The organism is Pseudomonas sp. AG1028 (genome assembly GCF_007993955.1).
GTDB lineage: Bacteria > Pseudomonadota > Gammaproteobacteria > Pseudomonadales > Pseudomonadaceae > Aquipseudomonas > Aquipseudomonas straminea.
In genome coordinates this window covers 1-22845 of the sequence record NZ_VIVP01000014.1, presented here as the reverse complement: position 1 = coordinate 22845, position 22845 = coordinate 1, and the positions used below count along the sequence as shown (strand labels likewise).

19 protein-coding genes and 1 pseudogene are annotated in these 22845 nt (G+C 53.8%); 19 read left to right on the top strand and 1 reads right to left on the bottom strand.

Annotated features, from left to right (window positions below; translation table 11 throughout):
* Positions 1-81: 81 nt before the first annotated feature.
* The 19 genes from FB481_RS21225 (at position 82) to FB481_RS21135 (ending at position 22578) form a co-directional block, all read left to right on the top strand.
* Positions 82-1722 carry a methyl-accepting chemotaxis protein gene (locus FB481_RS21225; protein ID WP_147177659.1) on the top strand — a complete coding sequence of 547 codons (1641 nt, stop codon included), beginning with the start codon at positions 82-84 and terminating at the stop codon, positions 1720-1722.
* 330 nt (positions 1723-2052) lie between these two features.
* On the top strand, positions 2053-3555 hold the full coding sequence (locus FB481_RS21220) for an MBL fold metallo-hydrolase RNA specificity domain-containing protein (RefSeq protein WP_147177658.1): 1503 nt from the start codon (positions 2053-2055) through the stop codon (positions 3553-3555).
* Between the two features lie 572 nt (positions 3556-4127).
* Positions 4128-5405, top strand: a complete 1278-nt coding sequence (locus FB481_RS21215) for a Wzz/FepE/Etk N-terminal domain-containing protein (RefSeq protein ID WP_256662787.1) — start codon at positions 4128-4130, stop codon at positions 5403-5405.
* Between the two features lie 311 nt (positions 5406-5716).
* Positions 5717-6118 carry an FdtA/QdtA family cupin domain-containing protein gene (locus FB481_RS21210; RefSeq protein WP_147177656.1) on the top strand — a complete coding sequence of 134 codons (402 nt, stop codon included), beginning with the start codon at positions 5717-5719 and terminating at the stop codon, positions 6116-6118.
* The gene (locus FB481_RS21205; protein WP_147177655.1) at positions 6111-6782 is read left to right on the top strand and encodes an acetyltransferase; all 672 of its coding nucleotides are present in this window, start codon (positions 6111-6113) and stop codon (positions 6780-6782) included. Before FB481_RS21210 ends, FB481_RS21205 begins: the two co-directional genes overlap by 8 nt.
* 123 nt (positions 6783-6905) lie before the next feature.
* Positions 6906-7817, top strand: coding sequence for a glycoside hydrolase family 32 protein (locus FB481_RS21200; RefSeq protein ID WP_147177654.1), 912 nt, complete (start codon positions 6906-6908; stop codon positions 7815-7817).
* Positions 7811-8755, top strand: a complete 945-nt coding sequence (locus FB481_RS21195; RefSeq protein WP_147177653.1) for a GNAT family N-acetyltransferase — start codon at positions 7811-7813, stop codon at positions 8753-8755. The genes FB481_RS21200 and FB481_RS21195 overlap by 7 nt, the downstream gene beginning before the upstream one ends.
* On the top strand, positions 8748-9848 hold the full coding sequence (locus FB481_RS21190) for a DegT/DnrJ/EryC1/StrS aminotransferase family protein (RefSeq protein WP_147177652.1): 1101 nt from the start codon (positions 8748-8750) through the stop codon (positions 9846-9848). The genes FB481_RS21195 and FB481_RS21190 overlap by 8 nt, the downstream gene beginning before the upstream one ends.
* A 14-nt stretch (positions 9849-9862) precedes the next feature.
* A complete protein-coding gene (locus FB481_RS21185; RefSeq protein ID WP_147177651.1) occupies positions 9863-11113 on the top strand; it encodes an O-antigen translocase in 1251 nt (416 codons plus the stop codon).
* On the top strand, positions 11113-12030 hold the full coding sequence (locus tag FB481_RS21180) for a glycosyltransferase (RefSeq protein ID WP_147177650.1): 918 nt from the start codon (positions 11113-11115) through the stop codon (positions 12028-12030). Before FB481_RS21185 ends, FB481_RS21180 begins: the two co-directional genes overlap by 1 nt.
* Positions 12031-12037: 7 nt before the next feature.
* Complete coding sequence (locus FB481_RS21175; protein ID WP_147177649.1) at positions 12038-13348, top strand: hypothetical protein; 1311 nt, start codon at positions 12038-12040, stop codon at positions 13346-13348.
* A gap of 4 nt (positions 13349-13352) precedes the next feature.
* Complete coding sequence (locus tag FB481_RS21170) at positions 13353-14387, top strand: polysaccharide biosynthesis protein (RefSeq protein ID WP_147177648.1); 1035 nt, start codon at positions 13353-13355, stop codon at positions 14385-14387.
* Between the two features lie 2 nt (positions 14388-14389).
* Positions 14390-15493, top strand: coding sequence for a capsular polysaccharide biosynthesis protein CapF (locus FB481_RS21165; protein ID WP_147177647.1), 1104 nt, complete (start codon positions 14390-14392; stop codon positions 15491-15493).
* Entirely contained in the window at positions 15490-16623 is a 1134-nt protein-coding gene (gene wecB, locus FB481_RS21160) for a non-hydrolyzing UDP-N-acetylglucosamine 2-epimerase (protein ID WP_147177646.1), read from the top strand. Before FB481_RS21165 ends, wecB begins: the two co-directional genes overlap by 4 nt.
* Positions 16624-16628: 5 nt before the next feature.
* Positions 16629-17882 carry a glycosyltransferase family 4 protein gene (locus FB481_RS21155; RefSeq protein ID WP_147177808.1) on the top strand — a complete coding sequence of 418 codons (1254 nt, stop codon included), beginning with the start codon at positions 16629-16631 and terminating at the stop codon, positions 17880-17882.
* 11 nt (positions 17883-17893) lie between these two features.
* Entirely contained in the window at positions 17894-18835 is a 942-nt protein-coding gene (locus tag FB481_RS21150) for an SDR family oxidoreductase (protein WP_256662786.1), read from the top strand.
* A 47-nt stretch (positions 18836-18882) separates the two neighbouring features.
* Positions 18883-19890 carry a glycosyltransferase family 4 protein gene (locus FB481_RS21145; RefSeq protein WP_256662789.1) on the top strand — a complete coding sequence of 336 codons (1008 nt, stop codon included), beginning with the start codon at positions 18883-18885 and terminating at the stop codon, positions 19888-19890.
* Positions 19890-20465, top strand: coding sequence for an acetyltransferase (locus FB481_RS21140; protein WP_147177644.1), 576 nt, complete (start codon positions 19890-19892; stop codon positions 20463-20465). The genes FB481_RS21145 and FB481_RS21140 overlap by 1 nt, the downstream gene beginning before the upstream one ends.
* Before the next feature lie 184 nt (positions 20466-20649).
* On the top strand, positions 20650-22578 hold the full coding sequence (locus FB481_RS21135; RefSeq protein ID WP_147177804.1) for a nucleoside-diphosphate sugar epimerase/dehydratase: 1929 nt from the start codon (positions 20650-20652) through the stop codon (positions 22576-22578).
* Positions 22579-22665: 87 nt separating this feature from the next.
* Here FB481_RS21135 and FB481_RS21130 read toward each other — a convergent pair.
* A pseudogene (locus tag FB481_RS21130) lies at positions 22666-22845 on the bottom strand (hypothetical protein); the annotation flags it as partial.

Sequence of the window (22845 nt, the reverse complement as noted above, 5' to 3'; positions counted from 1 at the left end):
CTCTAACCCGGTCGATACGATGGTGATGCCGCCACCGTTCTGGTGAGCGCAGCGCCTCTATCCTCATCCGCAGGGCTGCATATGAACTGGTTCTACAACGCCAAAATAGCAACCAAGTTGTACCTCGCATTCGCGCTTTGCGCTTCCATCACTTTGATTGTCGGTATTCTCGGTAGCCAGGGCATCGGCTCGTTGTCGGCGAGCTTGCAGTCGGTGTTTTCCAATAACCTCGTTTCGGTCTCCAAGACTGCCGAAACCCGCTCCAATGCCATCGCGCAAAGCCGTGACCTGTACCGCTTGCTGGCTGCTGCTTCCGCTGGTGCGGATGCTGCCGAGCGAAACGCCATTCTTACCTCCATGAGGGACAATCGTCAGAACAGCGAGCGCGCTTTCGCCACCTACCGTGCCACGCCGCTTGCGGATGACGAGCGAGCGGCCGGTGACCGTATGGAGAAGGATTGGCCGGCTTATCAGGCTATCGTTGATCGCGCTGTGGCCACCATCGAGCGTGGCGATTTGGTCGCCGCCAAACAGTTGATGTCCGGTGAGATGCATGACGCTTATCGCACCGTTATCGACGAGATGGGCGTCATGGTTGAGTCCAATAATCGCCAGATCGGCGAGGGCGCCCAAGAGGCTCGCGAGAGAGAGGCTGCCGCCAAGCTCACCCTGTATATCGGCATTGGCGTTGCCTTCGTCGCAGCCATTGTGCTTGGTATGTTCATCAGCCGCGTTATCAGTGCGCCGATCGCCCTGGCCGTTGGCAATGCCCAGCGCATTGCCGGTGGTGACTTGACCAAGCCCATCGAAAGCAGCCAGCGTGACGAGTCGGGGCAATTGCTTTCGGCGCTCGGCGCCATGCAGAACGGTCTCAAGGGCACCATCCAGCAGATTGCCAGTGCGGCAGACCAGCTGGCATCTGCAGCCGAAGAACTCAACGCCGTGACGGAGGAGAGCAGCCGCGGCCTGACCCGCCAGAACGACGAAATCCAGCTTGCCGCTACCGCTGTCACCGAGATGACCGCCGCGGTCGAAGAAGTTGCGCGCAATGCCACTTCTACCTCCGAAGCCTCCCGACAAACCAGCAAGGAAGCATCCAGCGGTCGTGACCAAGCACGTGAGGCGGTCAAGGCCATTACCAGCGTGAATAACGAAATCGGCCAATCGACCGTGATCGTCGATGAGCTGGCCGGCAGCGTGCGCGACATCGCCAAGGTACTCGACGTCATTCGTGGTATCGCCGAACAGACCAACCTGCTGGCACTCAACGCCGCCATCGAAGCAGCGAGGGCGGGGGAGCAGGGCCGTGGGTTCGCCGTGGTGGCCGACGAAGTGCGCGCTTTGGCCGCGCGTACTCAGGCCTCCACCGGGGAGATCGAGGCAATGATCGCCAGCGTGCAGTCGCGCGCCGACGACGCGGTCAAGGCCATGGGCAACAGCCGTACCATGGCCAACAGCACCCAGGAACTGGCCAAGGCCACTGGCGAGTCCCTTGAGCGCATCGCCCAGAACATCGCCGAGATCAACGACCGCAACATGTTGATCGCCACCGCCTCCGAAGAGCAGGCCAACGTCGCGCGGGAAGTAGACCGCAACCTGATCAACATCCAGGACCTGTCCACCCAAACCGCCGCCGGCGCCAACCAGACCAGCGCATCCAGTCAGGAGCTGTCGCGCCTGGCGGTGTCCTTCAATAATCTGGTCAGTACCTTCAAGCTCTAAAAGCTTTTCCTCCACGTAAATAAAAGGGGTGGCAGCCAAACGCAGGCTGCCGTCCAGCGCTCAAATGTCGGGGCGCTGAGTCCATGCCCGCGATTTGTTGTGCTTAGGTCAGCTCACTTACGCCCCTACGACTCAACAGTAAGCCACTTTGCGTCATGAGCCTCATTAGCCTGGGTTGAGCGAAGCGATACAGGGGTTTCCAACGCACGCCTATTCAGCCCCCACGCAAAAAACAGCAAACACCAAGTGTTATGGCGCTTTCTTCAAACCGCCAGATAGCCCATCATTGCGCCTCACTAAATCCACCCGCCAGACGTAAGGGACTAACTGGTGGAATATCCGCACATCACACATCACGGCGCCCAGGACGGCGTAACCGGTTCCTGCCACCAACTGCACTTCACGCAGCACAGCAGTGTCCTCGTCGACTGCGGCCTGTTCCAGGGCGCCGATGCCTCACCACTCGGTGCGCGGGCCGATCACCAGCTTATCGAGTTCCCTCTGGATGGCATTCGTGCCCTGATCGTCACCCACGTGCACGTCGACCATGTAGGGCGCATTCCCTATCTGCTGGCCGCCGGTTTCACTGGGCCGATCCTGTGCAGTGAGCCTTCGGCCAAACTGCTGCCCATCGTGCTAGAGGACGCCTTCAAACTCACCTTCAGCCGTGACCAGAAGCAGGTCGAGCGCTATCTCAAGCAGGTACAAGAGCGCATCATCGCGCTGCCCTACGACCACTGGTTCACTCTACAGGGCGATGAAGGGCTGAAAGCCAAAGTGCAGCTGCAGCGCGCCGCCCATATGCTCGGTTCAGCCTATGTGGAAATCGATGTGCAGTACCGCCCAGACGAGGCCGGCACGCGTATCGTATTTTCGGGCGACCTTGGCGCACCAAGCGCACCGATCCTCAAGCCCTGCGTACCACCAAAGCGGGCCGACATTCTGGTGCTGGAAAGCACCTACGGCGACCGCCTGCACGAAGACCGCAGCACCCGCCGCCAGCGCCTGGAGCAGGTCATCGAGCACGCACTGGCCAACAACGGCACCGTGCTGATACCCGCCTTCAGCGTCGGCCGCACGCAAGAGCTGCTCTACGAACTCGAAGACATCATCCATAGCAAAAAGCTGAATACCGCATCCACTCCAAAAGCCTCTGTGGGAGCGGGCCACGCCCGCGAAAATCTTCAAACAACACCCAGTGACCCTGCAGGAACCGACTGGCCAAGCCTACCCATCATCCTCGACTCCCCCCTGGCCAGCCGCTTCACCCAGGCCTACCGGGAACTCAAGGAGCACTGGAACGAGGAAGCCCAAGCCCGCGTCCAGGCCGGCAGAAAACCCTTGGCGTTCGAGCAACTGATCACCGTCGACAGCCACGCCGACCACCAGAGAATTCTCAACCACTTGGCCAGCAGCGCCCGGCCCGCCATCGTCATCGCCGGCAACGGCATGTGCTCCAGCGGCCGCATCGTTAACTATCTGAAAACCATGCTGGGCGACCCACGGCACGACGTGCTGTTCGTTGGCTACCAGGCCAGCGGCACGCCAGGCAACGCCATCCAGCGCTTCGGTCCGCGTAATTGCTATGTGGAATTCGATGAGCAGCGCTATGACATTCGTGCCGGTGTGCATAGCATTGGTGGGTATTCGGCGCATGCGGATCAGGCGGGGTTGGTCGGATTCGTTACGGCAATGGAGGAGTGGCCGGGGGAGATTCGGTTGGTGCATGGGGAGGAGGGGGCTAAGGCGTCATTGAGCCGAGCCCTTTTAGATGCCTACAACGCACGCGGGTTGAGCGTGCGGATAAATTCTGCGGCGCTTTCTGCGACGTAAAAAGCAAAAGTAAAAATGTGAGAGTTCGTTCACATCGATGGTAATTGATTCATAAAGAATGGTTAGAATGCGCGCTCGATAGGGCAACGGCCTGCCTCGATGGTCACCCCAACGGGTTGGTCTAGGGGCGAGGCTAGTCATTACTAGATATTATAAAAAGCTAGAAATATTCCGACTGATGCGAACCAGCAGTCTTTCGGGGCGCGATGCCACAGCCTGCACTGCGTTGCAGGTTTAAAGGAGTGTAGTGAAGGCAACGATTGCCGGATCCGGTTATGACAATATTCAGTTTAGTTCTATCGGCCCCTGGCCGCCCATTTGTCGAGTGCAAGCCTGCTGACTTCGCGCAGAGGTGCTTCAGCTCGCTGGCTCACCTATCAGCCGACTTGCGCTTTCTTCCTATGTGCCACAAGCATGTCCAGGCGTTGTCCTCGCCGTCAGCCGCAGTGGCATCATCCTCCTTTGCATGATTTATCTAATTGGATTGATCGTCTGCGCATCCCGTCCGAGCGATCACGTTTTTCCGTGCCCCGAATTTCCTTCGCCCGCCCTGAAACAGGATGACTGAGCCCATGTCGCAAGCCCCAACCGCCCGCCCGCAGAACGATGAAATCGATCTCGGCGAACTCATGCGCGCATTGTGGGAGCGCAAGAAGCTGATCATCGGCGTCGCTGCCGTTGTCACGCTGCTGGCAATTGCTTATGCATTGTTGGCGACCAAGTATTACCGAACCCAGAGCGTTTTGCGCCCGGTGGCGATGAATGTGCTCGATGAACTCAATGCGTCTGGGTTGTACGAACTTACCCCCGAAGAAGCACTGCAGCGAGTCGGCGCAGGTATCAGCTCCTACGAGTATCGCCTGGAGTACTTCAACGCCAATCAGGAGCTGTTCGGGCCGGACGCCATGAGCGATGGACAGACGGCTGAGCAGGCGCTGAACCAGATCATCGACGACCTTGAGATTCTCCGGCCTGCGGCCAATCGTACTGACGGGGGGGTTTCCTATGTGGGCCTTGCCTATACCTATCCGTGGGGCGTTAAAGGTGCTGACATTGTCAATGGGCTGATTCAGTACGTCATCCAGAAAGAACGTACCGCTCTCGCCCAAGACGTAGAAGTCATCATTCGAAATCGCCTGGCCAAACTAGAGCAGCGCATGGCGGCAGAACGTGCTGCCTACCAGGCTGACAAGCAGGCGAAGATCGCGTCGCTTTCCGAGACTGATGCTCTCAAACGTGCGCAACTTCAGGATGAGCTGCGATCCCTACGCACGCAACTGCGCACCCGTCGCGATGACCGAATCGCAAAGTTGAACGAAGCCATAATGATTGCCAAGTCGCTGGGTATCGAAAAACCCAGTACGCCATCCACTCTCGCAGATAATGCCCCAGTGACAGGCTCGGGAAATGTTATCCGCACCGAAGTCAATAATCAGCAAATCCCCCTTTATTTCATGGGAGCTGAAGCGCTGGAAGCCGAGCGCAATGTATTGCAGAAGCGTCGTTCGGATGAGTTTACTGAGCCGCGAATTGCACAGATTCAGGCCGAGCTACTGATTTTGGAAAATAACCGTGAGGTGCAGCTACTCCGGCAACGGAAGAATGAGGATGTGTATATCAGTAACTACGCCAAGTGGAGTCAAGAAGCAGCAGAGCTCAAAGGGCTAAATTTGAGTCTTTCCGCGATGCCTCTTGTGAGTATTGATAGGCAGGCGGTTTATCCTCGATCGGCTATTAAACCCAAGGCGGCTTTGATTATACCTCTGGGCTTCATGGTGGGGGTGGTCTTGGGTCTGTTTTGTGCGGTGTTAAGTGTGCTGTTCGCGCCCTCAAAAAGATCTGACGGGTAGTTGTCCTTCAAATGGTATGCATAATGAATGCATTTGTTAGGTTCACTTGGACGGTTTTAGATAGGCTTGAGATGTGTAAGAGTACATGGACTGCTATGGGGCATGCACCTCTAAATATCATTTTAAGCGCAAGATGAGGCTGTACTGATGAAAGGTATTTCGTTGATGGCAAGGTTCAGCTTTTATCAGTTGTTTTTTTTGAAAGGCGATGTTTTCAGTCACGAGCTAATGACCCGGGTAATATATTCCGAGGTTTTCACGTCCAGAAGTGATAAGAGTCAATTTCTTATTATTCAGGCAAGGGGATGATGATGACCTCTTTTTCGTTGATTGATTTTCCAATCATTGGTGATGAACGTGGTTCTCTAATCGCTCTCGAGACACAAAGTATCATTCCCTTTGATGTAAAAAGAATCTACTACATATTCGATACCAAGCCAGGCGTCAGCAGGGGGTTCCATGCACACCGAAACTTGAAGCAAGTTATGGTTTGTGTCTCTGGCAAGTGCCGTATTCTGCTTGATGACGGTAAGTCAAAGGTCAATTTGTGGCTGGACTCGCCAAGCAAGGCGCTATTAATTGAAGGCCTTATCTGGCGCGAAATGCATGATTTCAGTCCTGATTGTGTATTGGTTGTAATGGCAAGTGAGCATTACGACGAGTCTGACTATATCAGGAACTATAGCGATTTTGAGGGTATCGTCCATGGCTGAGCAAATCATAATCTTTGGTGGTGGTGAGACAGCGCTGCTCGCTTATGAATATTTCACTCACGACTCACCCTATGAGGTGGTCGCGTTTTCAATGGATGCTGAATTCATTGAAAGTGATAGCTTGATGGGGCTGCCTGTGTTGCCGATTGCTGACGTGGTGAAGCGATTTCCGCCGAGTGAGTATTCTGGGTTTGTGGCTGCCAGCTCTACCAAACTGAATAGAGTGCGAAAGGGGCTCTACGATAAAGTAAAAAGTATGAGTTACGAATTGGTCTCTTATGTGAGTAGTCGAGCATTCATATGGCCCAACGTTAAGATGGGCGACAACTGTTTTATAATGGAAGATAACACGCTTCAGCCTTTTACAGAAATTGGAAATAACGTAGTCATGTGGAGTGGTAACCATCTTGGACATCGCTCCACTGTTCGCGATGACTGTTTTATTTCTTCTCATTGCGTCATCTCCGGATTTTGCGATATCGGTAAAGGTTCGTTTCTGGGTGTCAATTGTACTATTGAAAATGACGTTTGTATTGGGGATGATAATTTTATAGGTGCTGGGGCTTTGATAAGGAAAAACACCGAAAAAGGTGCTTTCTATCAGATCCCGCAGAGCGAAATTGCGAAGATCAGTGCTTATCGTCTTTTCAAGATCAAAGAGTAGGATGTGCCTCTATCCGATTTACTCGAGTGAGGGATGTGGAGGAGTTGTACAGCCATAGCCAATCCCGCATGGGCAACATATGAAAAGTTTTAAATGCTTTCCGCTAGCGCAGGAGTCAAAGAAATGAAATGGAATAAGCTAGGTATTATTTTCGAACCCAGTTGCCTGTCTTGGTCTTCTCATACCGCGCTGCAACCTACGCCGCTTGTCCTAGATGATCGTGTAAGGGTTTACTTTGGCTCTAGGGATAATGCAGGCGTCAGCCGGATTGGTTATGTGGATTTCAGCAAGAGCGATGTTACAAAAATCCTCGGCTTTTCAACGAAACCTGTCTTGGATATCGGAGAGGATGGTTGCTTTGATGAAAGTGGCGTGGTGCCTTCCGCGGTTGTCCAAGTCGATGGCGTAATCTACATGTTTTATGCCGGCTACCAACTCGGCTCTAAGGTTCGCTTCTCTGTGCTGGGTGGACTTTGCATCAGTGAAGACGGCGGCAACACATTTAAGCGTGCCAAGCGGACGCCGGTATTCGAGCGGAACGATACGGAAACATTGTTTCGAGTGCCGCATAGTGTTTGGTATGAAAATGGACTTTGGAAAGCATGGTACGGTGGTGGAGATCGCTTCGTGCAGGGCCACAACAAAACTTTGCCTTTGTATGATATTCGTTATACCGAGTCTTCCTCGCCGCTGCGTTTCAACGATGCTGGTAAGGTACTGCTACAGACTGAGGGTGAAGAATACCGCTTGGGCAGGCCCGCAATCTTCAAGCGTTCAGAAACTGAATATTATCTTTTTTATGGGTTTAGTACCGAAAACTCACCCTATCAACTTGGTTATGCATTCTCGGTAGATATGAAGTCTTGGGAGCGACGGGATGGGAATATAGGTATTGTTCTTTCGCAGTCAGGCTGGGACAGCGAGATGATGGCCTATCCGAACGTAGTAAGTTTCGGTGGTAAGACGTACATGTTTTACAATGGAAATGAGTATGGTAAATGTGGCTTCGGTGCAGCGGAGTTGCTTGAATGGTAGAATGCCAGTTTTACACGTCGTCTAGCAAAAGTATTTGGGATGATTTTGTCAGGGCAAGTAAGCTCGCTCTTTTTTTCTTTGAAAGAGATTATCTGGAATACCATGCTGATCGCTTCTTGGATGCATCGCTCATATTTTATAAAGATAGCAAGGTAATAGCATTATTTCCTGCTACTCGTAATGGGCAGGCGCTAATTAGTCATGGCGGGCTGACGTACGGCGGTTTGATTTTTGAGCCTGGCGTTCGATCCGCTGATATCCAGGAGGTCATAGGGGCGTTATGTACATATTCAAGGGCGAATGGATTTTCGGAAATCCTATATAAAAGTGTACCCTATATTTTTCACCGGCATCCGGCGCAAGAAGATATCTACTTTCTTCATAATTTACATAATGCGCGGATCGTGCGGCGTGATTTAAGTTGTGCCATTCATCTTCAAAGCAGATTGAAGCTGTCCAAGGGGCGTAAATGGCTTTTGGCAAAAGCACGCAAAGCCGGTTTGCAGGTGACTGATTCTCGGGACTGGTCCGGGTTTCACAGTTTGCTGGTCGATGCCTTGTCCAGGCATGGGGTTACACCAGTACATTCTGCGGTAGAGCTAGAGTATCTGCATAGCAAATTTCCAGAAAATATAAAGTTAAAGACCGTCTCTCATGAGGGAGTGGCGGTTGCTGCCTGTCTGTTATTCGTTTTCAATAATGTTGTTCATACTCAATACTTGGCAACCAGCGAAGTTGGAAAAGAACTTGGCGCGCTTGATTATATTATCGAGCATTGCATCGAAATGAGTAAGACGGCAGGCTATGATTTTTTCAATTTTGGTATTTCCACTGAGCAGCAAGGACGTTATTTGAACCAGGGGCTCATCGCTCAGAAAGAGAGCTTTGGTGCGCGTGGCGTATGTGTGGATTTCTACGAGATTTCATTAGATGATTAGTTTCCTGGATTTGAAGAAAGTCAACGCTTCTTATGCAAACGAACTCAAAGAAGCATGTGTTTCCGTAATAGATTCTGGTTGGTACATCGGCGGTGAACAGCTTGCCTCCTTCGAGCGCGAGTTTTCCAGCTACTGTGGTGCCGCCTCATGCGTTGGCGTTGCTAATGGTTTGGATGCACTAACTCTCACGCTGCGGGCCTGGAAGGAGCTTGGCAAACTGAGTGAAGGAGATGAGGTGATCGTACCTGCGAATACATATATCGCAAGTATTCTTGCTATCACCGAAAATCGATTGGTCCCCGTCTTTGTGGAGCCGGACGCTCGGTCATATAATCTGAGTGCAGAAAATGTCAGGTCAGCGATTAGCAAGAAGACGCGGGTAATACTTGCGGTTCATCTGTATGGTCAGCTCGCTCCTATGCCAGAGTTGATTGATATGGCCAAAGAGTATGGCTTGTTGGTACTAGAAGACTCTGCTCAAGCGCATGGTGCAAGTATTAGCGGTCGCCAGGCGGGCAACTGGGGAGACGCATCTGGCTTCAGTTTCTATCCCGGTAAAAATCTGGGAGCCCTCGGAGATGGTGGTGCCGTCACTACAAACGATCTGGAGTTGGCTGAGGTTATCCGTGCGCTTGGCAACTATGGAAGTAAGAAGAAGTACGAAAATCTTTACAAAGGTGTCAATAGCCGCCTGGATGAGATACAGGCGGCGATGCTGCGCGTCAAGCTGCGCTATCTGAATCAAGAAATCGAGTCGAGAAGAGCGGTCGCCGATTTCTATTTACAAAATATTGCCAATGACGCGATTCTCCTTCCTAGTCTGGCCTCGCGGCAGCAGCATGTCTGGCACTTGTTCGTGGTGCGCTGTCAGGAGCGAGAAAGATTCATGATGTATCTTGAGGCTCGGGGTGTTCAGACCCTGGTGCACTATCCTATTCCAGCTCATCGGCAGATGGCATACCGCGAATATGCTCATCTTAAGTTGCCGATAACGGAGCAGCTTCATCATGAGGTGATAAGTCTTCCTCTGAGCTCCGTTCTGGATATGGATTCAGCCTCCGCTGTCGCTCGCATTGTTAATGAGTTTGTATAACGGCCAGGTGCAGTTTGAATCTATTAAAGACAGGGCTGTTTTCTGCTGTTGCTACCGCTGCCAAGCTGGTATCGGCCTTTGCTGTGATGAAAATTGTTGCAGTAATTGCCGGTCCGCAAGGCGTTGCTCAGTTCGGACAATTCATGAGCGTGGCATCGCTGATGATCGTTTTTGCTGGTGGGGGTATTGCCGCCGGAATGATCAAGTACATCGCCGAATACCAAAAAGACGACCGAAAGTTGATTGGCCTGATTAAAAGCGGCTTGTTTTATACACTGTGCTCTGCTGTGTTTATCTGCCTGGTGGCGCTGTATTATAGTTCTGAAATTGCAGTGTTGTTGATGGGTGGAAAAGAGTTTCAGCTTCTTATCATGGCGCTCGCGCTGTCCCAGTTTTTTGTCGCGCTGTACAATTTTATTGTTGCCATCATCAACGGAATGATGGATGTCAAACGGCTCGCCGGCATTCATGTGGTTGGTGCTTTAATAGGTTTGGCCCCCGTTTGCCTTCTCAGTTATTATTACAATCTTTCCGGTGCATTGTATGGTTATCTCCTCGGGCAAGGGTTGATGCTGGTTGTGGCCATGGTTGCATTCGTCAGAAGTCCGTATTTCATACTGGCGTATTTCGTGCCGTCATTCGATAGTGAGCATTGCAAGAGGCTTGCGATCTTCTCACTCATGACGCTAACTTCTGCGTTTCTTGCGCCCTTGGTTCAAATTGTCGTACGAAATATATTGGTAGATAAATTCTCTTGGGAGAGTGTTGGCTATTGGCAGGCTGTGAGCAAAGTGTCCGACGCCTATCTGCTTTTTATTACCATGGCTATCAGTATCTACTATTTGCCAAAATTATCTGCCACCGTAGAAAATAAGGGAATTGTTGATGAAATAAAGCGTGCATATGTTTTCTTAATGCCCGTCGTCTTGCTGATGGCTGCTTTCGTTTATCTGTTGCGAGATGAAATCACGGTCCTGTTGTTTTCAAATGAATTCCAAGGTGCGTTATATTTATATGCTCCGCAGTTGTTGGGGGATGTAGTTAAAATTGCGTCATTTATTCTTTCGTATGTGATGTTAGCTAAAGCCATGACGCGAACCTTCTTAGCGTCTGAGATTGCATTTAGCTTGATGTATGTAATCTGGGTTTTCTTGCTGACAGACATGTTTGGTTTGATTGGTTCTATGTATGCGTTTATTTTAAACTATGTATTATATTTTTTCTTCACTCTGTTGGTGGTTTCCCGTTTTCTCAGGAGCGCGTAATGAAAAAGGTTAGTGTGATGGTGCCCGCTTACAATGCCGAAAAATTTCTGGCCGAGGCATTGGACTCCATTCTCACTCAGGATTATGAGAATCTTCAGGTGGTTGTTGCTGATGACGCCTCTACCGATTCGACGGCCAGCATTCTTAGGGACTACAGTCATCGATTTCCCGAGAAGATTGTTGCTATCTACAATGCCAGAAATTTAGGAATAACGAAGAATTGCAATTTGGCATTGAGCCGGTGTGATGGTGATTATATCGCCCTGTTTGCGGGGGATGACATCATGCTTCCTGGCAAGATAAAGCGTCAGGTTGATTATATGGAGCATCACGCTGGGCTGGCTTTTAGCTATCACGCTGTGGAGGTTTTTCAGTCGGAAACTGGGGAGAGATTATCGATCACCGACCAGGGAAGGTCTGCCAGGATAAGCACTGCGGCGGATGTAATCACCCACATGGGTATTCCTGGACCTATGAGCATCATGCTGAGGCGAAGCAGTCTACCAGAGGGTATGTTTAACGAGGGTCTATCTTACGTAAGTGATTGGTTGCTCCAGTTCGAGATGGCACTTCGCGGTGGCATTGGCTTTATGGAGGGCGCATGGTGTCGTTACAGAAAATATGGCACTAACAATGGTAAGGATTTGTCCTCTTATGAAAATGAGTTTTTAGCGGCGCTTGACTATATATCGGCTCAATATCCTGAGTTTGATCGTGTTTGTGAGTTGGGTCGGTCGCGATATTTCATTGGCCGGTCTTTTCGTGAGCAACTAAGTAAGGATAAGCGGCGGTTTATTCTTCAGGCGTACCAGTTAAATTCCAAGAAGATTTACTTGGTGCTTTGGGCTGCTACTTTTTTGCCTTTCTCGGCGCGGGGCTTTGAAGTGGTCAAGCATCTCTATAAAAAAATCCGGTGATAGTCGCATGCGCGCTACTGTTTTTATGGTTGTTTCGGTTTCATTGTATTGTTTGCACAGTCTGCGGGGGCTTTCGATCTTATTTGCTGTCGTTCCGATGTTGGTTTCAATTGGATTCGCTCTTGTAGAAGCCTCCTTTTTCAAGCCAGTTCGTATGGAGAAGCTTGCAATTTTCTCAGTTTCGCTATTTCTGGTTTTTTCATTTTTCCCTATATTCACTTCTTATCTGGGCTATGGTCATGAGGATTATATTTATTCTTTTTTTCGCTACTTTTACCTTGTTCCATTTTTTTTGCTGGCAATACTGTGCGTGCGGAGCGAGGCGGTTCTGATCGGTGTTCTCAAGACCTATGTTTTTTTTATTCTTTTGGCTGCATTTTCCATTTTTTATCAATATTTTTACGGCCCCATCTCGTGGTTCCCCGAGGCCTCCGAGAGGGAAGGATTGGTTCGTTTCAGCTCTTTGGTGGGTAGTTTAACGGCTTACGGTGTCTATTTTATCTTTGCCCTTCCGGTATTGATCTTTCTTTTCAAGAATGGGCTCTTGAAATTCGCAATTTTATTTTTCATAGTGCTTGGTGCTCTATTGAGCTTGCAAAAGGCTGCGGTGGTAAATCTGCTGTTGTTGTTTATAATGCTTTTTTTCTTTGAGCGCGGTCGTTTCAGGCTCTGGGTGGTGTTGTCCGCCTTGCTCCTCGGGGTGCTATTGATACTTGCTTATTTCTTCGAGCTGACCTATGTGGTTTCGACCGTTGATAACGTCTTGCGAATCGGCGAAGGAGCTGGTTCATCGGATGTATCTATTGTTGAGGGCGTTATTGACCGACTTTGGGCTTTGCCGTCTGTGCTCTATGAGCGGTATGGAGAGCTAGGGTTATTACTAGGTGTCGGAATGGTGGGCGGCTCAGGCACACTTGGTTTTCCCGAATATCCGATGTCGCATAACGGCTTTTTCGACCTTCTGTTCGTAGGCGGTGTCGGGAACTTTTTGGCCTTTTTAGTGCTTTTTTCTTACTGCTTTGTTCGCGTCTGGACTGCAAGAAAAAATGCGGATGTGGGGCACAATGTTTCTAAGGTCTCTATGTATATTCTGTTGCTGTTCTTGTTTAATTTTGCATTTGCCGGGATTCTGTATTTGCAGCCTTATGGAGGGGTGATATTTTATTCCATATTGGTTTTTTTCTGTTTTGGTAGCACGAGGCCTCTCCACGGCGGCCAGACTACGGTCGATGAGCTTCATTTGAAGCAGGTTACACCTAGTCTGCCGTATGACGATACTCTCCAGCCTGCATCTGATTTCGGTTTTTCGAGGAAATGAAAGCATGTTCGAACGCAAAGTTTTATTGATCTCCGGCGGCACAGGTTCGTTCGGCAATGCCGTGCTCAAGCGTTTTCTCGATACCGACATCGCTGAAATTCGCATCTTCAGCCGGGATGAGAAGAAGCAGGATGACATGCGCAAGCATTACGCCAGCCCCAAGCTGAAGTTCTATATTGGTGACGTGCGCGATTATCAGAGCATCCTGAATGCCACCCGCGGTGTGGATTACATCTTTCATGCTGCTGCGTTGAAGCAAGTGCCGTCTTGCGAGTTTCACCCCATGGAAGCTGTCAAGACCAACGTGCTGGGCACCGAGAACCTGCTGGAAGCTGCCATCCAGAATGGCGTCAAGCGCGTGGTCTGCCTGAGTACCGACAAGGCCGTTTACCCGATCAATGCCATGGGTATTTCCAAAGCAATGATGGAAAAGGTCATGGTGGCCAAGTCGCGCAATCTTGATGACACCGGCACAGTCATCTGCGGTACCCGCTATGGCAATGTCATGGCTTCTCGCGGCTCGGTAATTCCGCTGTTCGTCGATCAGATTCGTGCCGGTAAGCCGCTCTCGATCACCGACCCGAACATGACCCGTTTCATGATGACCCTGGCCGATGCGGTCGACCTGGTGCTGTATGCATTCGAGCATGGCCGCAATGGCGACCTGTTCGTGCAGAAGGCACCTGCCGCGACCGTCGAAGTTCTTGCGCAGGCGCTGACCTCTCTGCTGGGAAAACCCGACCATCCCATCCAGGTGATCGGTACCCGCCATGGCGAGAAGCTCTACGAAGCGCTGCTGAGCCGCGAGGAAATGGCCTGCGCCGAAGACCGTGGCGAGTACTACCGCGTGCCGCCGGATCTGCGCGACCTGAACTACAGCAAGTTCGTGGAGCAGGGCGAGGAACGTATTTCTCATATGCAGGATTACAACTCCCACAACACCGAACGCCTCGACGTGCAGGGCATGAAGGAGCTGTTGCTCAAGTTGAATTTCATGCGTGCCATTCAGCGCGGCGAAGACGCAGCGCCCGAGGAGTGAGCATGAAAGTATTGATCACCGGGGCCAACGGTTTTGTTGGCAAGAACCTGATCGTGCATCTTAACGAGCGTCAGGATGTCGAGGTTCTTACATTCGGTCGCTCCGATGACTTGAATGCACTTGGCGAGCGTGTGGCTCAAGCGGACTTTATCTTCCACCTGGCAGGTGTAAACCGCCCTCAAGATCCTGCGGAGTTTGGTCAGGGCAATACCGAACTGACCGTCGAACTGTGCAAGGCGATCGAGGCCAGTGGTCGGCAGATTCCGGTTGTCTATACCTCGTCGAGCCAGGCCGCGCTGGATAACCTCTATGGCGCCAGCAAGCGTGGCGCCGAGGAGGCCTTGCAAGCGCTCTCAGCGCAGCACGGCAACCCGGTGCACGTGCTGCGGTTGCCGAATGTATTCGGCAAATGGGCCAAGCCGAATTACAACTCGGCAGTGGCCACTTTTTGCCACAATATCGCGCGTGATTTGCCTATCCAGATCAACGATCCGGCTGCCGTCGTCACTCTGGTGTATATCGATGACGTGATCGCCCACTTCCTCGCCTTGATGGCGGGAGAGGAGGCTGGCGTTGAAGTGCAGCCGCAATATCAAGTAAGCGTTGGCGAGATAGCCGACCGCCTGCGTGGCTTCAAGCAAAGCCGCAGCACCCTGGTCATGGATCGGGTGGGTGACGGCTTCGTGCGCGCCCTGTACTCGACTTACTTGAGCTACCTACCGCCCGAGCTATTTACCTACGAAGTGCCGAAGTACGGCGATCCGCGTGGCGTGTTCGTGGAGATGCTGAAAACCCCCGACTGCGGGCAGTTCTCGTTCTTCACCGCGCATCCGGGGATTACCCGTGGCGGTCATTATCACCATACCAAGACCGAGAAATTTCTGGTCATCAAGGGGCGTGCGCGCTTTGGTTTTCGCCATATGACCTCAGGTGAGTTCCATGAAGTCGTCACCGAAGGCGATAAACCACAGATCGTCGAAACAGTACCCGGTTGGACACATGACATCACCAACATTGGCGACGAGGAAATGATCGTGATGCTGTGGGCCAACGAGATCTTCGACCGTGCGCACCCCGATACCTACGCCTGCCAGGTGAAACCATGAAAAAACTGAAAGTTGCCACGGTCGTTGGCACCCGTCCGGAAATCATTCGTCTGGCGCGCGTGATGGCCAAGTTGGACGAGCATTGCGATCACGTATTGATCCACACAGGGCAGAATTACGATTACGAGCTCAACGAGATCTTTTTCGACGATCTGGGCATTCGTCGCCCCGATCATTTTCTCAATGCTGCGGGTGCCACTGGCGCCGAGACCATCGGCAACGTGATCATCGCCGTCGACAAGGTACTGGCTGAAGTACAGCCCGACGCGTTGCTGGTGCTGGGCGATACCAACAGTTGCATGGCGGTGATTCCAGCCAAGCGACGCAAGATCCCCACCTTCCATATGGAGGCAGGCAACCGCTGTTTCGACATGCGCGTGCCGGAAGAGATCAACCGTCGGATCGTCGATCACACGGCTGACATCAACCTGACCTACAGCACCATCGCCCGCGACTACCTGCTGCGCGAAGGGTTGTCGCCGGATATGGTAATCAAGACCGGCAGCCCGATGTTCGAGGTGTTGACCTACTACCGTGAAGGCATCGACGCCTCCGACGTCCTCCAGCGCCTTGAGCTGGAGGAGGGCAAATTCTTCGTAGTCAGTGCGCACCGCGAAGAGAACATCGATTCCGAGAAGAACTTCCGTAAGCTGGCAGAGACCCTGAACCAGGTCGCTGCGCACTACGACATGCCGGTAATCGTGTCCACTCACCCTCGTACCCAAAAGCGTGTGGATGCATTGGGCGTGACCTTCCATGCCAATGTACGGCTGCTCAAGCCGCTGGGCTTCAAGGACTACAACAAGCTGCAGGCCTGCGCCAAAGCGGTGTTATCCGACAGCGGCACCATTTCCGAAGAGTCTTCGATTCTGAACTTCCCAGCGCTGAACATTCGTGAAGCCCACGAGCGCCCCGAAGGCATGGAAGAAGCCGCCGTGATGATGGTTGGGCTCGAAGTCGAGCGAGTGATGCAGGCGCTTCAGGTGCTCGAATCGCAAGGCCGTGGTGACGAGCGCAGCTTGCGTTTGGTGGCCGACTACAGCATGCCCAACGTGGCGGACAAGGTCGTACGCATCGTGCACAGCTATCGCGATTACGTGATGCGCACCGTATGGAAGCGGAACGACTGACGCGCATGCGAGAGGGAAAACTGAAGATATTGATCGTCAGCCAGTATTTCTGGCCCGAGAACATGCGCGTCAACGACATGGCCGAAGAGCTGGTGCGCCGTGGGCACGAGGTCACCGTGCTGACGGCCTTGCCGAACTATCCTGAAGGCCAGGTATTCGAGGCCTATCGCAAGGCTCCGGAGCAGTTCGCCAGCTATCAGGGCGCTGAGGTGGTACGTGTACCCTTCATCCCCCGCGGTAAGCGCAGTCTGACGCTCGTTCTAAATTATCTGTCGTTCGTGGTGAGTGGTTCGTTGCTGGGTAGCTGGAAGCTGCGCGGCAGAGAGTTCGACGGCATATTCGTCTATGCCGTTTCGCCGATCATGTCGGCCATTCCGGCCCTGCTAATCGGCAGGTTGAAAAAGGCCCCGGTTAGCGTCTGGGTACTGGATCTGTGGCCGGAAACCCTGCGTGCCGTCGGTGTCGTTCATAATGATCGGGCGCTGGCGCTGGTCGGCAAGATGGTGTCATGGATCTACAACCGTACCGATTACCTGCTACTCCAATCACGGGCCTTTATAGACAGCGTACGCTCCTATTGCACGCGGCCTATCGAGCAGGAGCGGCTGGTGTATTTCCCCAGTTGGGCCGAAGACGGATTCAATGAGCTGCCTGAGGGGGGCTCGCCATTGCTGGCTCGTTCGCCGGATGAGTTCACCATCCTGTTCGCTGGCAATCTGGGCGAGGCGCAGGATTTTCCGGCGATTCTCGAGGTAGCCCAAGCCTTGCGCGATGTCGTGAAGGTTCGTTGGGTGCTGGTTGGCGACGGCCGCATGAGCGACTGGCTGCAGCGCGAGGTTACGCAACGCCACCTCGACAATGTGCTCCTGCTTGGCCGTCATCCGTTGGAAGCCATGCCAGGGCTATTCGCCACCGCCGATGCCTTGTTGGTCTCCTTGAAAACCAATGAGGTGTTCGCCAAGACCATTCCCGGCAAGGTTCAGGCTTATCTCGCCTCGGGCAAGCCGGTGCTCGGGATGATCGGGGGCGAGGCGGCACGCGTCATCGAGGAGTCGGGAGCTGGGCTTGCTTGTGCCTCGGGTGACCAACAGGGGCTGTCTCGGATCGTGCAGCAAATGGCCGCCATGACCCACCCACAGCGTGTCGCGATGGGACAGGCGGGCAAGCGTTATTACGATGATCAGTTCGCCAAGGAAAAGATCTTCTCCAATCTGGAGCGCCTGTTCCGGCAGGGCACACGCAGGGACGGAAAACAGTGATGAAACGAATAATGATCACCGGGGGCAGTGGTTTCGTTGGTCGCACCTTGCTCACGCGTTTGCATCAGGAAGGCTATGGATTGATCGCGCCATCGCGCACTCCCTTGGCCCAGGCGCCAGCGGGCGTCGTCAACCCACTGGTAGGTGGGCTGGCCGCGGATGTCGATTGGCGCGCAGCGCTGGAGGGCGCTGCGGTCGTCATTCACAGTGCGGCTCGCGTTCATGTGATGAACGACACGGCTGCCGATCCTCTGGTGGAGTTTCGTAAGGCCAATGTCGACGGTACCCTGAGCCTGGCTAGGCAGGCTGCCGCAGCGGGCGTACGGCGCTTCATCTTCATCAGTTCGATCAAGGTTAATGGCGAGGGTACCGAGCTCGGGCACCCCTATAGCGCGGATGACACCCCCGACCCTCAGGACCCCTACGGCGTGTCCAAGATGGAGGCCGAGCAGGGCTTGCGGGCGCTGGCGAGCGAGGCCGGTATGGAAGTGGTGATCATCAGGCCGGTGCTCGTCTACGGCCCCGGCGTGAAAGCCAATTTCCGCAGCATGATGAGCTGGTTGCGCAAGGGTATTCCGCTGCCATTGGGCTCGACCGGAAACAAGCGCAGCCTGGTGGCTGTGGACAACCTAGTGGATCTGATTGCCACCTGTATCGATCACCCCGCGGCGGCCAATCAGACATTCCTGGTCAGCGATGGCGAGGATCTCTCCACGACGCAACTGTTGCAGCGCATGGGTAAGGCGCTTGGCCGGCCGGCACGGCTGTTACCAGTTCCCGCCAGCCTGCTACAAGCCGGTGCGGCAATGCTGGGCAGGCGTGCCATCGCACAGCGGCTCTGCGGTTCTCTGCAGGTGGATATAGGCAAAACCCGTGAGCTATTGGGTTGGGCACCGCCTGTTAGCGTCGATGATGCATTGCGCAAAACCGCCCGAGCTTTCGAGGCTGGCTGACCAGATACCTACCTTGACCGGTAGGGGTTAGGAGAAGTTACTTGTTGATCACCGTTTTGCTGGTCATTGCCAGCCTGTCGTGTCTGCTGACTTGGTTGTTGAGGCGCTATGCACTGGCGAGCAGCCTCATGGATATTCCCAACGCACGTAGCTCTCACTCTGTACCCACGCCGCGTGGTGGTGGCGTAGCCATCGTGCTGTGCTTTATTTTCGCAGTCCTTGGCTTGGCCCTGCTTGGCCACGTAGAGAATGCCCTAGCATTTGCCTTGTGTGGCGCGGGTGGGCTGGTGGCCGTGATCGGCTTTCTTGACGATCATGGGCACATCGCCGCTCGCTGGCGTTTGCTCGGGCATTTTGCGGCTGCTGCCTGGGCGCTGTTCTGGCTGGGCGGGCTGCCAGCGATCAGCCTGTTCGGCACCCTGGTCGATCTCGGTTGGTTCGGCCATCTGTTAGCAGCGATCTATTTGGTCTGGTTGCTTAATCTCTACAACTTCATGGATGGCATCGACGGTATCGCCAGTGTCGAGGCCATTTGCGTCTGTATCGGCGGCGCGTTGCTGTATGCCTGGTTTGGAGATACCCACGGCGTATTGCTGACCGTCTTGTCCCTGGCTGCTGCGGTGCTTGGTTTCCTGATCTGGAACTTTCCACCGGCGCGCATTTTCATGGGCGATGCCGGCAGTGGTTTCCTAGGTATCACGCTTGGCATTCTTTCGCTGCAGGCCGCGGCGGCATCGCCTGAGCTTTTGTGGGCCTGGTTGATACTGCTAGGTGTTTTTATCGTCGATGCCACCTACACGCTATTGCGCCGGCTTCTGCGTGGTGATCGTGTTTACGAAGCGCACAGAAGCCATGCGTATCAGTATGCCTCGCGCCATTACGGCCGCCATCTGCCTGTCACCTTGGCGGTTACCGCCATCAACCTGTTATGGCTGCTGCCTATCGCCCTGTGGGTCGGCTTCGGCGGCGTTGACGGTGCTGTTGGTTTGCTGATCGCTTATCTCCCGCTGGTTTTTCTGGCAACCAGGTTCAAGGCCGGGGCACTGGAGTCATAATGAAAAACACATTGCTGATACTAGGCGCTGGTGGGCATGGCAGGGCGGTTGCAGAAGCGGCACTACTCTCAGGCCAGTGGCAGGCCGTTTGTTTTCTGGATGATCGATGGCCTGCCTTGAGCGAGCTGTATGGCATAGCGCTGGTCGGAAAACCGGATGATCTTGCCGCTCACGCCGGCGCCGGCAGTGCGGCGATTGCTGCGGTTGGCAACAATGCGTTGCGCGAACGATGGAGCCAACTGATCGAGGCCGCCGGGCTGACGCTGGCGACGGTCATTCATCCGCGGGCCTTTGTCAGTAACGATGCCGAAGTGGGCCGCGGTGTCGCGATAATGGCCATGGCGATGGTCGGCGTGGGTGCTGTTCTCGGACAGGGTGCTATCGTGAACGCCAACGCAACCGTTGACCACGATGCGGTGCTGGGGGCATTCGCCCACCTGGGGGTTGGCGTACAGTTGGCCGGGGGGGTAAAGATCGGTGCCAGGGCTTGGCTGCAGGCCGGCTGTTGCGCTGGTTATCATGTAGTTGTCGAGGACGGCGCGCTGCATGCGCCAGGAACGGTATTACAGAGTTGAATCGGGCGTTCTATCTGAGCATCAGGACAATTTGGAACTACTCGCGCTGCTAGCTTTGGCCTGGAAAAGGCGCGCTCCATGGATATGAGGTGTTGTTTTGTTGAGGTTCGCTGAGCTGCTGCGTACTCGTCTGGTACGGTTGCGCCGTCGCCAAAAACGGCTGATTCAGGTCGCCATCGACGTTATGTTGGTATGGGCTGCATTGTGGCTGGCTTTTCTCGTTCGCCTGGGGGATTTCGACGAGATCTACCCGTTTGACGGCCACCTGTGGCTCTTCGCGCTGGCGCCACTGATCTCCATTCCGCTGTTCATACGCTTCGGCATGTACCGCGCCGTAATGCGCTATTTCGGTACCGAGGCACTGATCGCCATCACCAAGGCGGTCTCGCTCTCCGCGCTGATTCTGGCATTGGCGATCTACTGGCATCAGGATGCGCGGGCAGTGATTCCCCGTTCCATGGTGTTCAACTACTGGTGGCTGAGCATCATGTTGATCGGCGGGCTGCGCTTGGCCATGCGCCAGTTCTTCATGGGGCACTGGTTTGCAGCCGGCCAGCCCTTCAAGTTCAGTAGCCGCGATGCGGGTGCCCCCGCAGTAGCCATCTATGGCGCTGGTTCAGCTGGCAATCAGTTAGCTGCCTCCCTGCGAATGGGCCGCTCGATGAGGCCTGTGGCGTTCATCGATGACGATTCGAATATTTCCAATCGAATCATCGCCGGCCTGCGCGTTTATTCGCCCAAGCATATCCAGAAGATGATTGATGACACTGGGGCTGTTGAAATATTGCTAGCGCTGCCATCTGTTTCGCGCACCCGGCGTCGTTCTATATTGCAACTGCTCGAGCAGTACCCGCTGCATGTTCGCTCGGTTCCTGGTTTCATGGATTTGGCCAGTGGCCGTGTGAAGGTCGAGGATGTGCAAGAGGTCGACATCGCCGATTTGCTCGGACGCGATACTGTTCCCCCACAGCGTGAATTGTTTGAACGCTGCATCCGCGATCAGGTTGTCATGGTAACCGGCGCCGGAGGCTCGATCGGCTCTGAGTTGTGCCGGCAAATTCTTGGCTCAGGCCCTAAAACGTTGCTGCTATTCGAGCACAGCGAGTTCAACCTTTACGCCATTCACACTGAGCTGGAGCAGCGAGTTCGCCGTGAGTCGCTCGCCGTCCGCTTGGTGCCGATACTCGGTTCGGTGCGTAATCAACAGCGCCAGGTTGAACTGTTGCGTGCTTGGGGGGTAAGCACCGTATATCACGCTGCGGCCTACAAGCATGTACCGATGGTGGAGCACAATATCGCCGAGGGTGTACTAAACAACGTGCTGGGTTCGCTGCACACTGCTCAGGCCGCTTTGAGGGCTGGCGTTGAGCACTTCGTATTGATCTCCACGGACAAGGCCGTGCGGCCCACCAACGTAATGGGCAGCACCAAGCGTTTGGCTGAGATGGTGCTGCAGGCTTTGAGTCGTGAGCCGGCTCCCGTGCTGTTCGGCGACAAGGAAGGCGTGCATCAGGTCAGCAAGACCCGTTTCACCATGGTGCGTTTCGGCAATGTGCTCGGTTCTTCAGGGTCGGTCATCCCAAGGTTCTACGAGCAGATCCGCAAGGGCGGGCCGGTGACTGTTACCCATCCCAATATCACCCGTTATTTCATGACCATCCCCGAGGCTGCACAATTGGTGATCCAGGCCGGCTCCATGGGACAGGGTGGGGACGTATTTGTGCTGGATATGGGCCAGCCGGTGAAAATCGCCGAGTTAGCCGAGAAAATGATTCATCTGACGGGGCTTAGTGTCTGCTCCGATACCAACCCCAACGGCGATATCTGCATCGAATACACAGGGCTGCGCCCGGGCGAGAAGCTCTACGAGGAGCTTTTGATCGGTGACAACGTGAGCCCGACCGAGCATCCGATGATTATGCGAGCCAATGAAGAGCATCTGCCATGGGAAGATTTCAAAGGAGCATTGGCAGATCTACTCAAAGCCGTTGAGCAGGATGACTATGATCGGGTGCGTCAATTGCTCCGTGAGACAGTATGCGGTTACAAGCCGGAAGGGGAAATAGTCGACTGGATGCACCTGCGCCGTGCAGCCAATAAGCCATTGGTGTAGCACGTCTTCACCAATGGCGACGCAGCTGGATTTGCGTCGCACGCATTTTCTGGTTGCACGCTATTTTATTGAGGACCAACTGCGCAACTAGGATGCATTGGCGCCCAACAACCTTGTTATTGGGCGACTAGCACTAGCTTCCTCGGCCAGGCTGAACAGGTACTGCCCATAACCGGTCTTGCCGAACGCCTTGGCCTGGCGCAGCAGGCAGTCACGGTCGATCCAGCCCTGCCCGTAGGCGATCTCTTCCAGGCAGGCGACTTTCAG

Excerpts from the sequence above, each read along its gene's own strand:
- FB481_RS21165 (WP_147177647.1), top strand. The coding sequence starts at position 14,390 with ATGAAAGTATTGATCACCGGGGCCAACGGTTTTGTTGGCAAGAACCTG.
- FB481_RS21180 (WP_147177650.1), top strand. The coding sequence starts at position 11,113 with ATGAAAAAGGTTAGTGTGATGGTGCCCGCTTACAATGCCGAAAAATTT.
- FB481_RS21135 (WP_147177804.1), top strand. The coding sequence starts at position 20,650 with ATGTTGGTATGGGCTGCATTGTGGCTGGCTTTTCTCGTTCGCCTGGGG.
- FB481_RS21170 (WP_147177648.1), top strand. The coding sequence starts at position 13,353 with ATGTTCGAACGCAAAGTTTTATTGATCTCCGGCGGCACAGGTTCGTTC.
- FB481_RS21190 (WP_147177652.1), top strand. The coding sequence starts at position 8,748 with ATGATTAGTTTCCTGGATTTGAAGAAAGTCAACGCTTCTTATGCAAAC.
- FB481_RS21205 (WP_147177655.1), top strand. The coding sequence starts at position 6,111 with ATGGCTGAGCAAATCATAATCTTTGGTGGTGGTGAGACAGCGCTGCTC.
- FB481_RS21210 (WP_147177656.1), top strand. The coding sequence starts at position 5,717 with ATGACCTCTTTTTCGTTGATTGATTTTCCAATCATTGGTGATGAACGT.
- FB481_RS21195 (WP_147177653.1), top strand. The coding sequence starts at position 7,811 with ATGGTAGAATGCCAGTTTTACACGTCGTCTAGCAAAAGTATTTGGGAT.
- FB481_RS21155 (WP_147177808.1), top strand. The coding sequence starts at position 16,629 with ATGCGAGAGGGAAAACTGAAGATATTGATCGTCAGCCAGTATTTCTGG.
- FB481_RS21140 (WP_147177644.1), top strand. The coding sequence starts at position 19,890 with ATGAAAAACACATTGCTGATACTAGGCGCTGGTGGGCATGGCAGGGCG.
- FB481_RS21175 (WP_147177649.1), top strand. The coding sequence starts at position 12,038 with ATGCGCGCTACTGTTTTTATGGTTGTTTCGGTTTCATTGTATTGTTTG.
- FB481_RS21215 (WP_256662787.1), top strand. The coding sequence starts at position 4,128 with ATGTCGCAAGCCCCAACCGCCCGCCCGCAGAACGATGAAATCGATCTC.
- FB481_RS21200 (WP_147177654.1), top strand. The coding sequence starts at position 6,906 with ATGAAATGGAATAAGCTAGGTATTATTTTCGAACCCAGTTGCCTGTCT.
- FB481_RS21150 (WP_256662786.1), top strand. The coding sequence starts at position 17,894 with ATGATCACCGGGGGCAGTGGTTTCGTTGGTCGCACCTTGCTCACGCGT.
- wecB (WP_147177646.1), top strand. The coding sequence starts at position 15,490 with ATGAAAAAACTGAAAGTTGCCACGGTCGTTGGCACCCGTCCGGAAATC.
- FB481_RS21225 (WP_147177659.1), top strand. The coding sequence starts at position 82 with ATGAACTGGTTCTACAACGCCAAAATAGCAACCAAGTTGTACCTCGCA.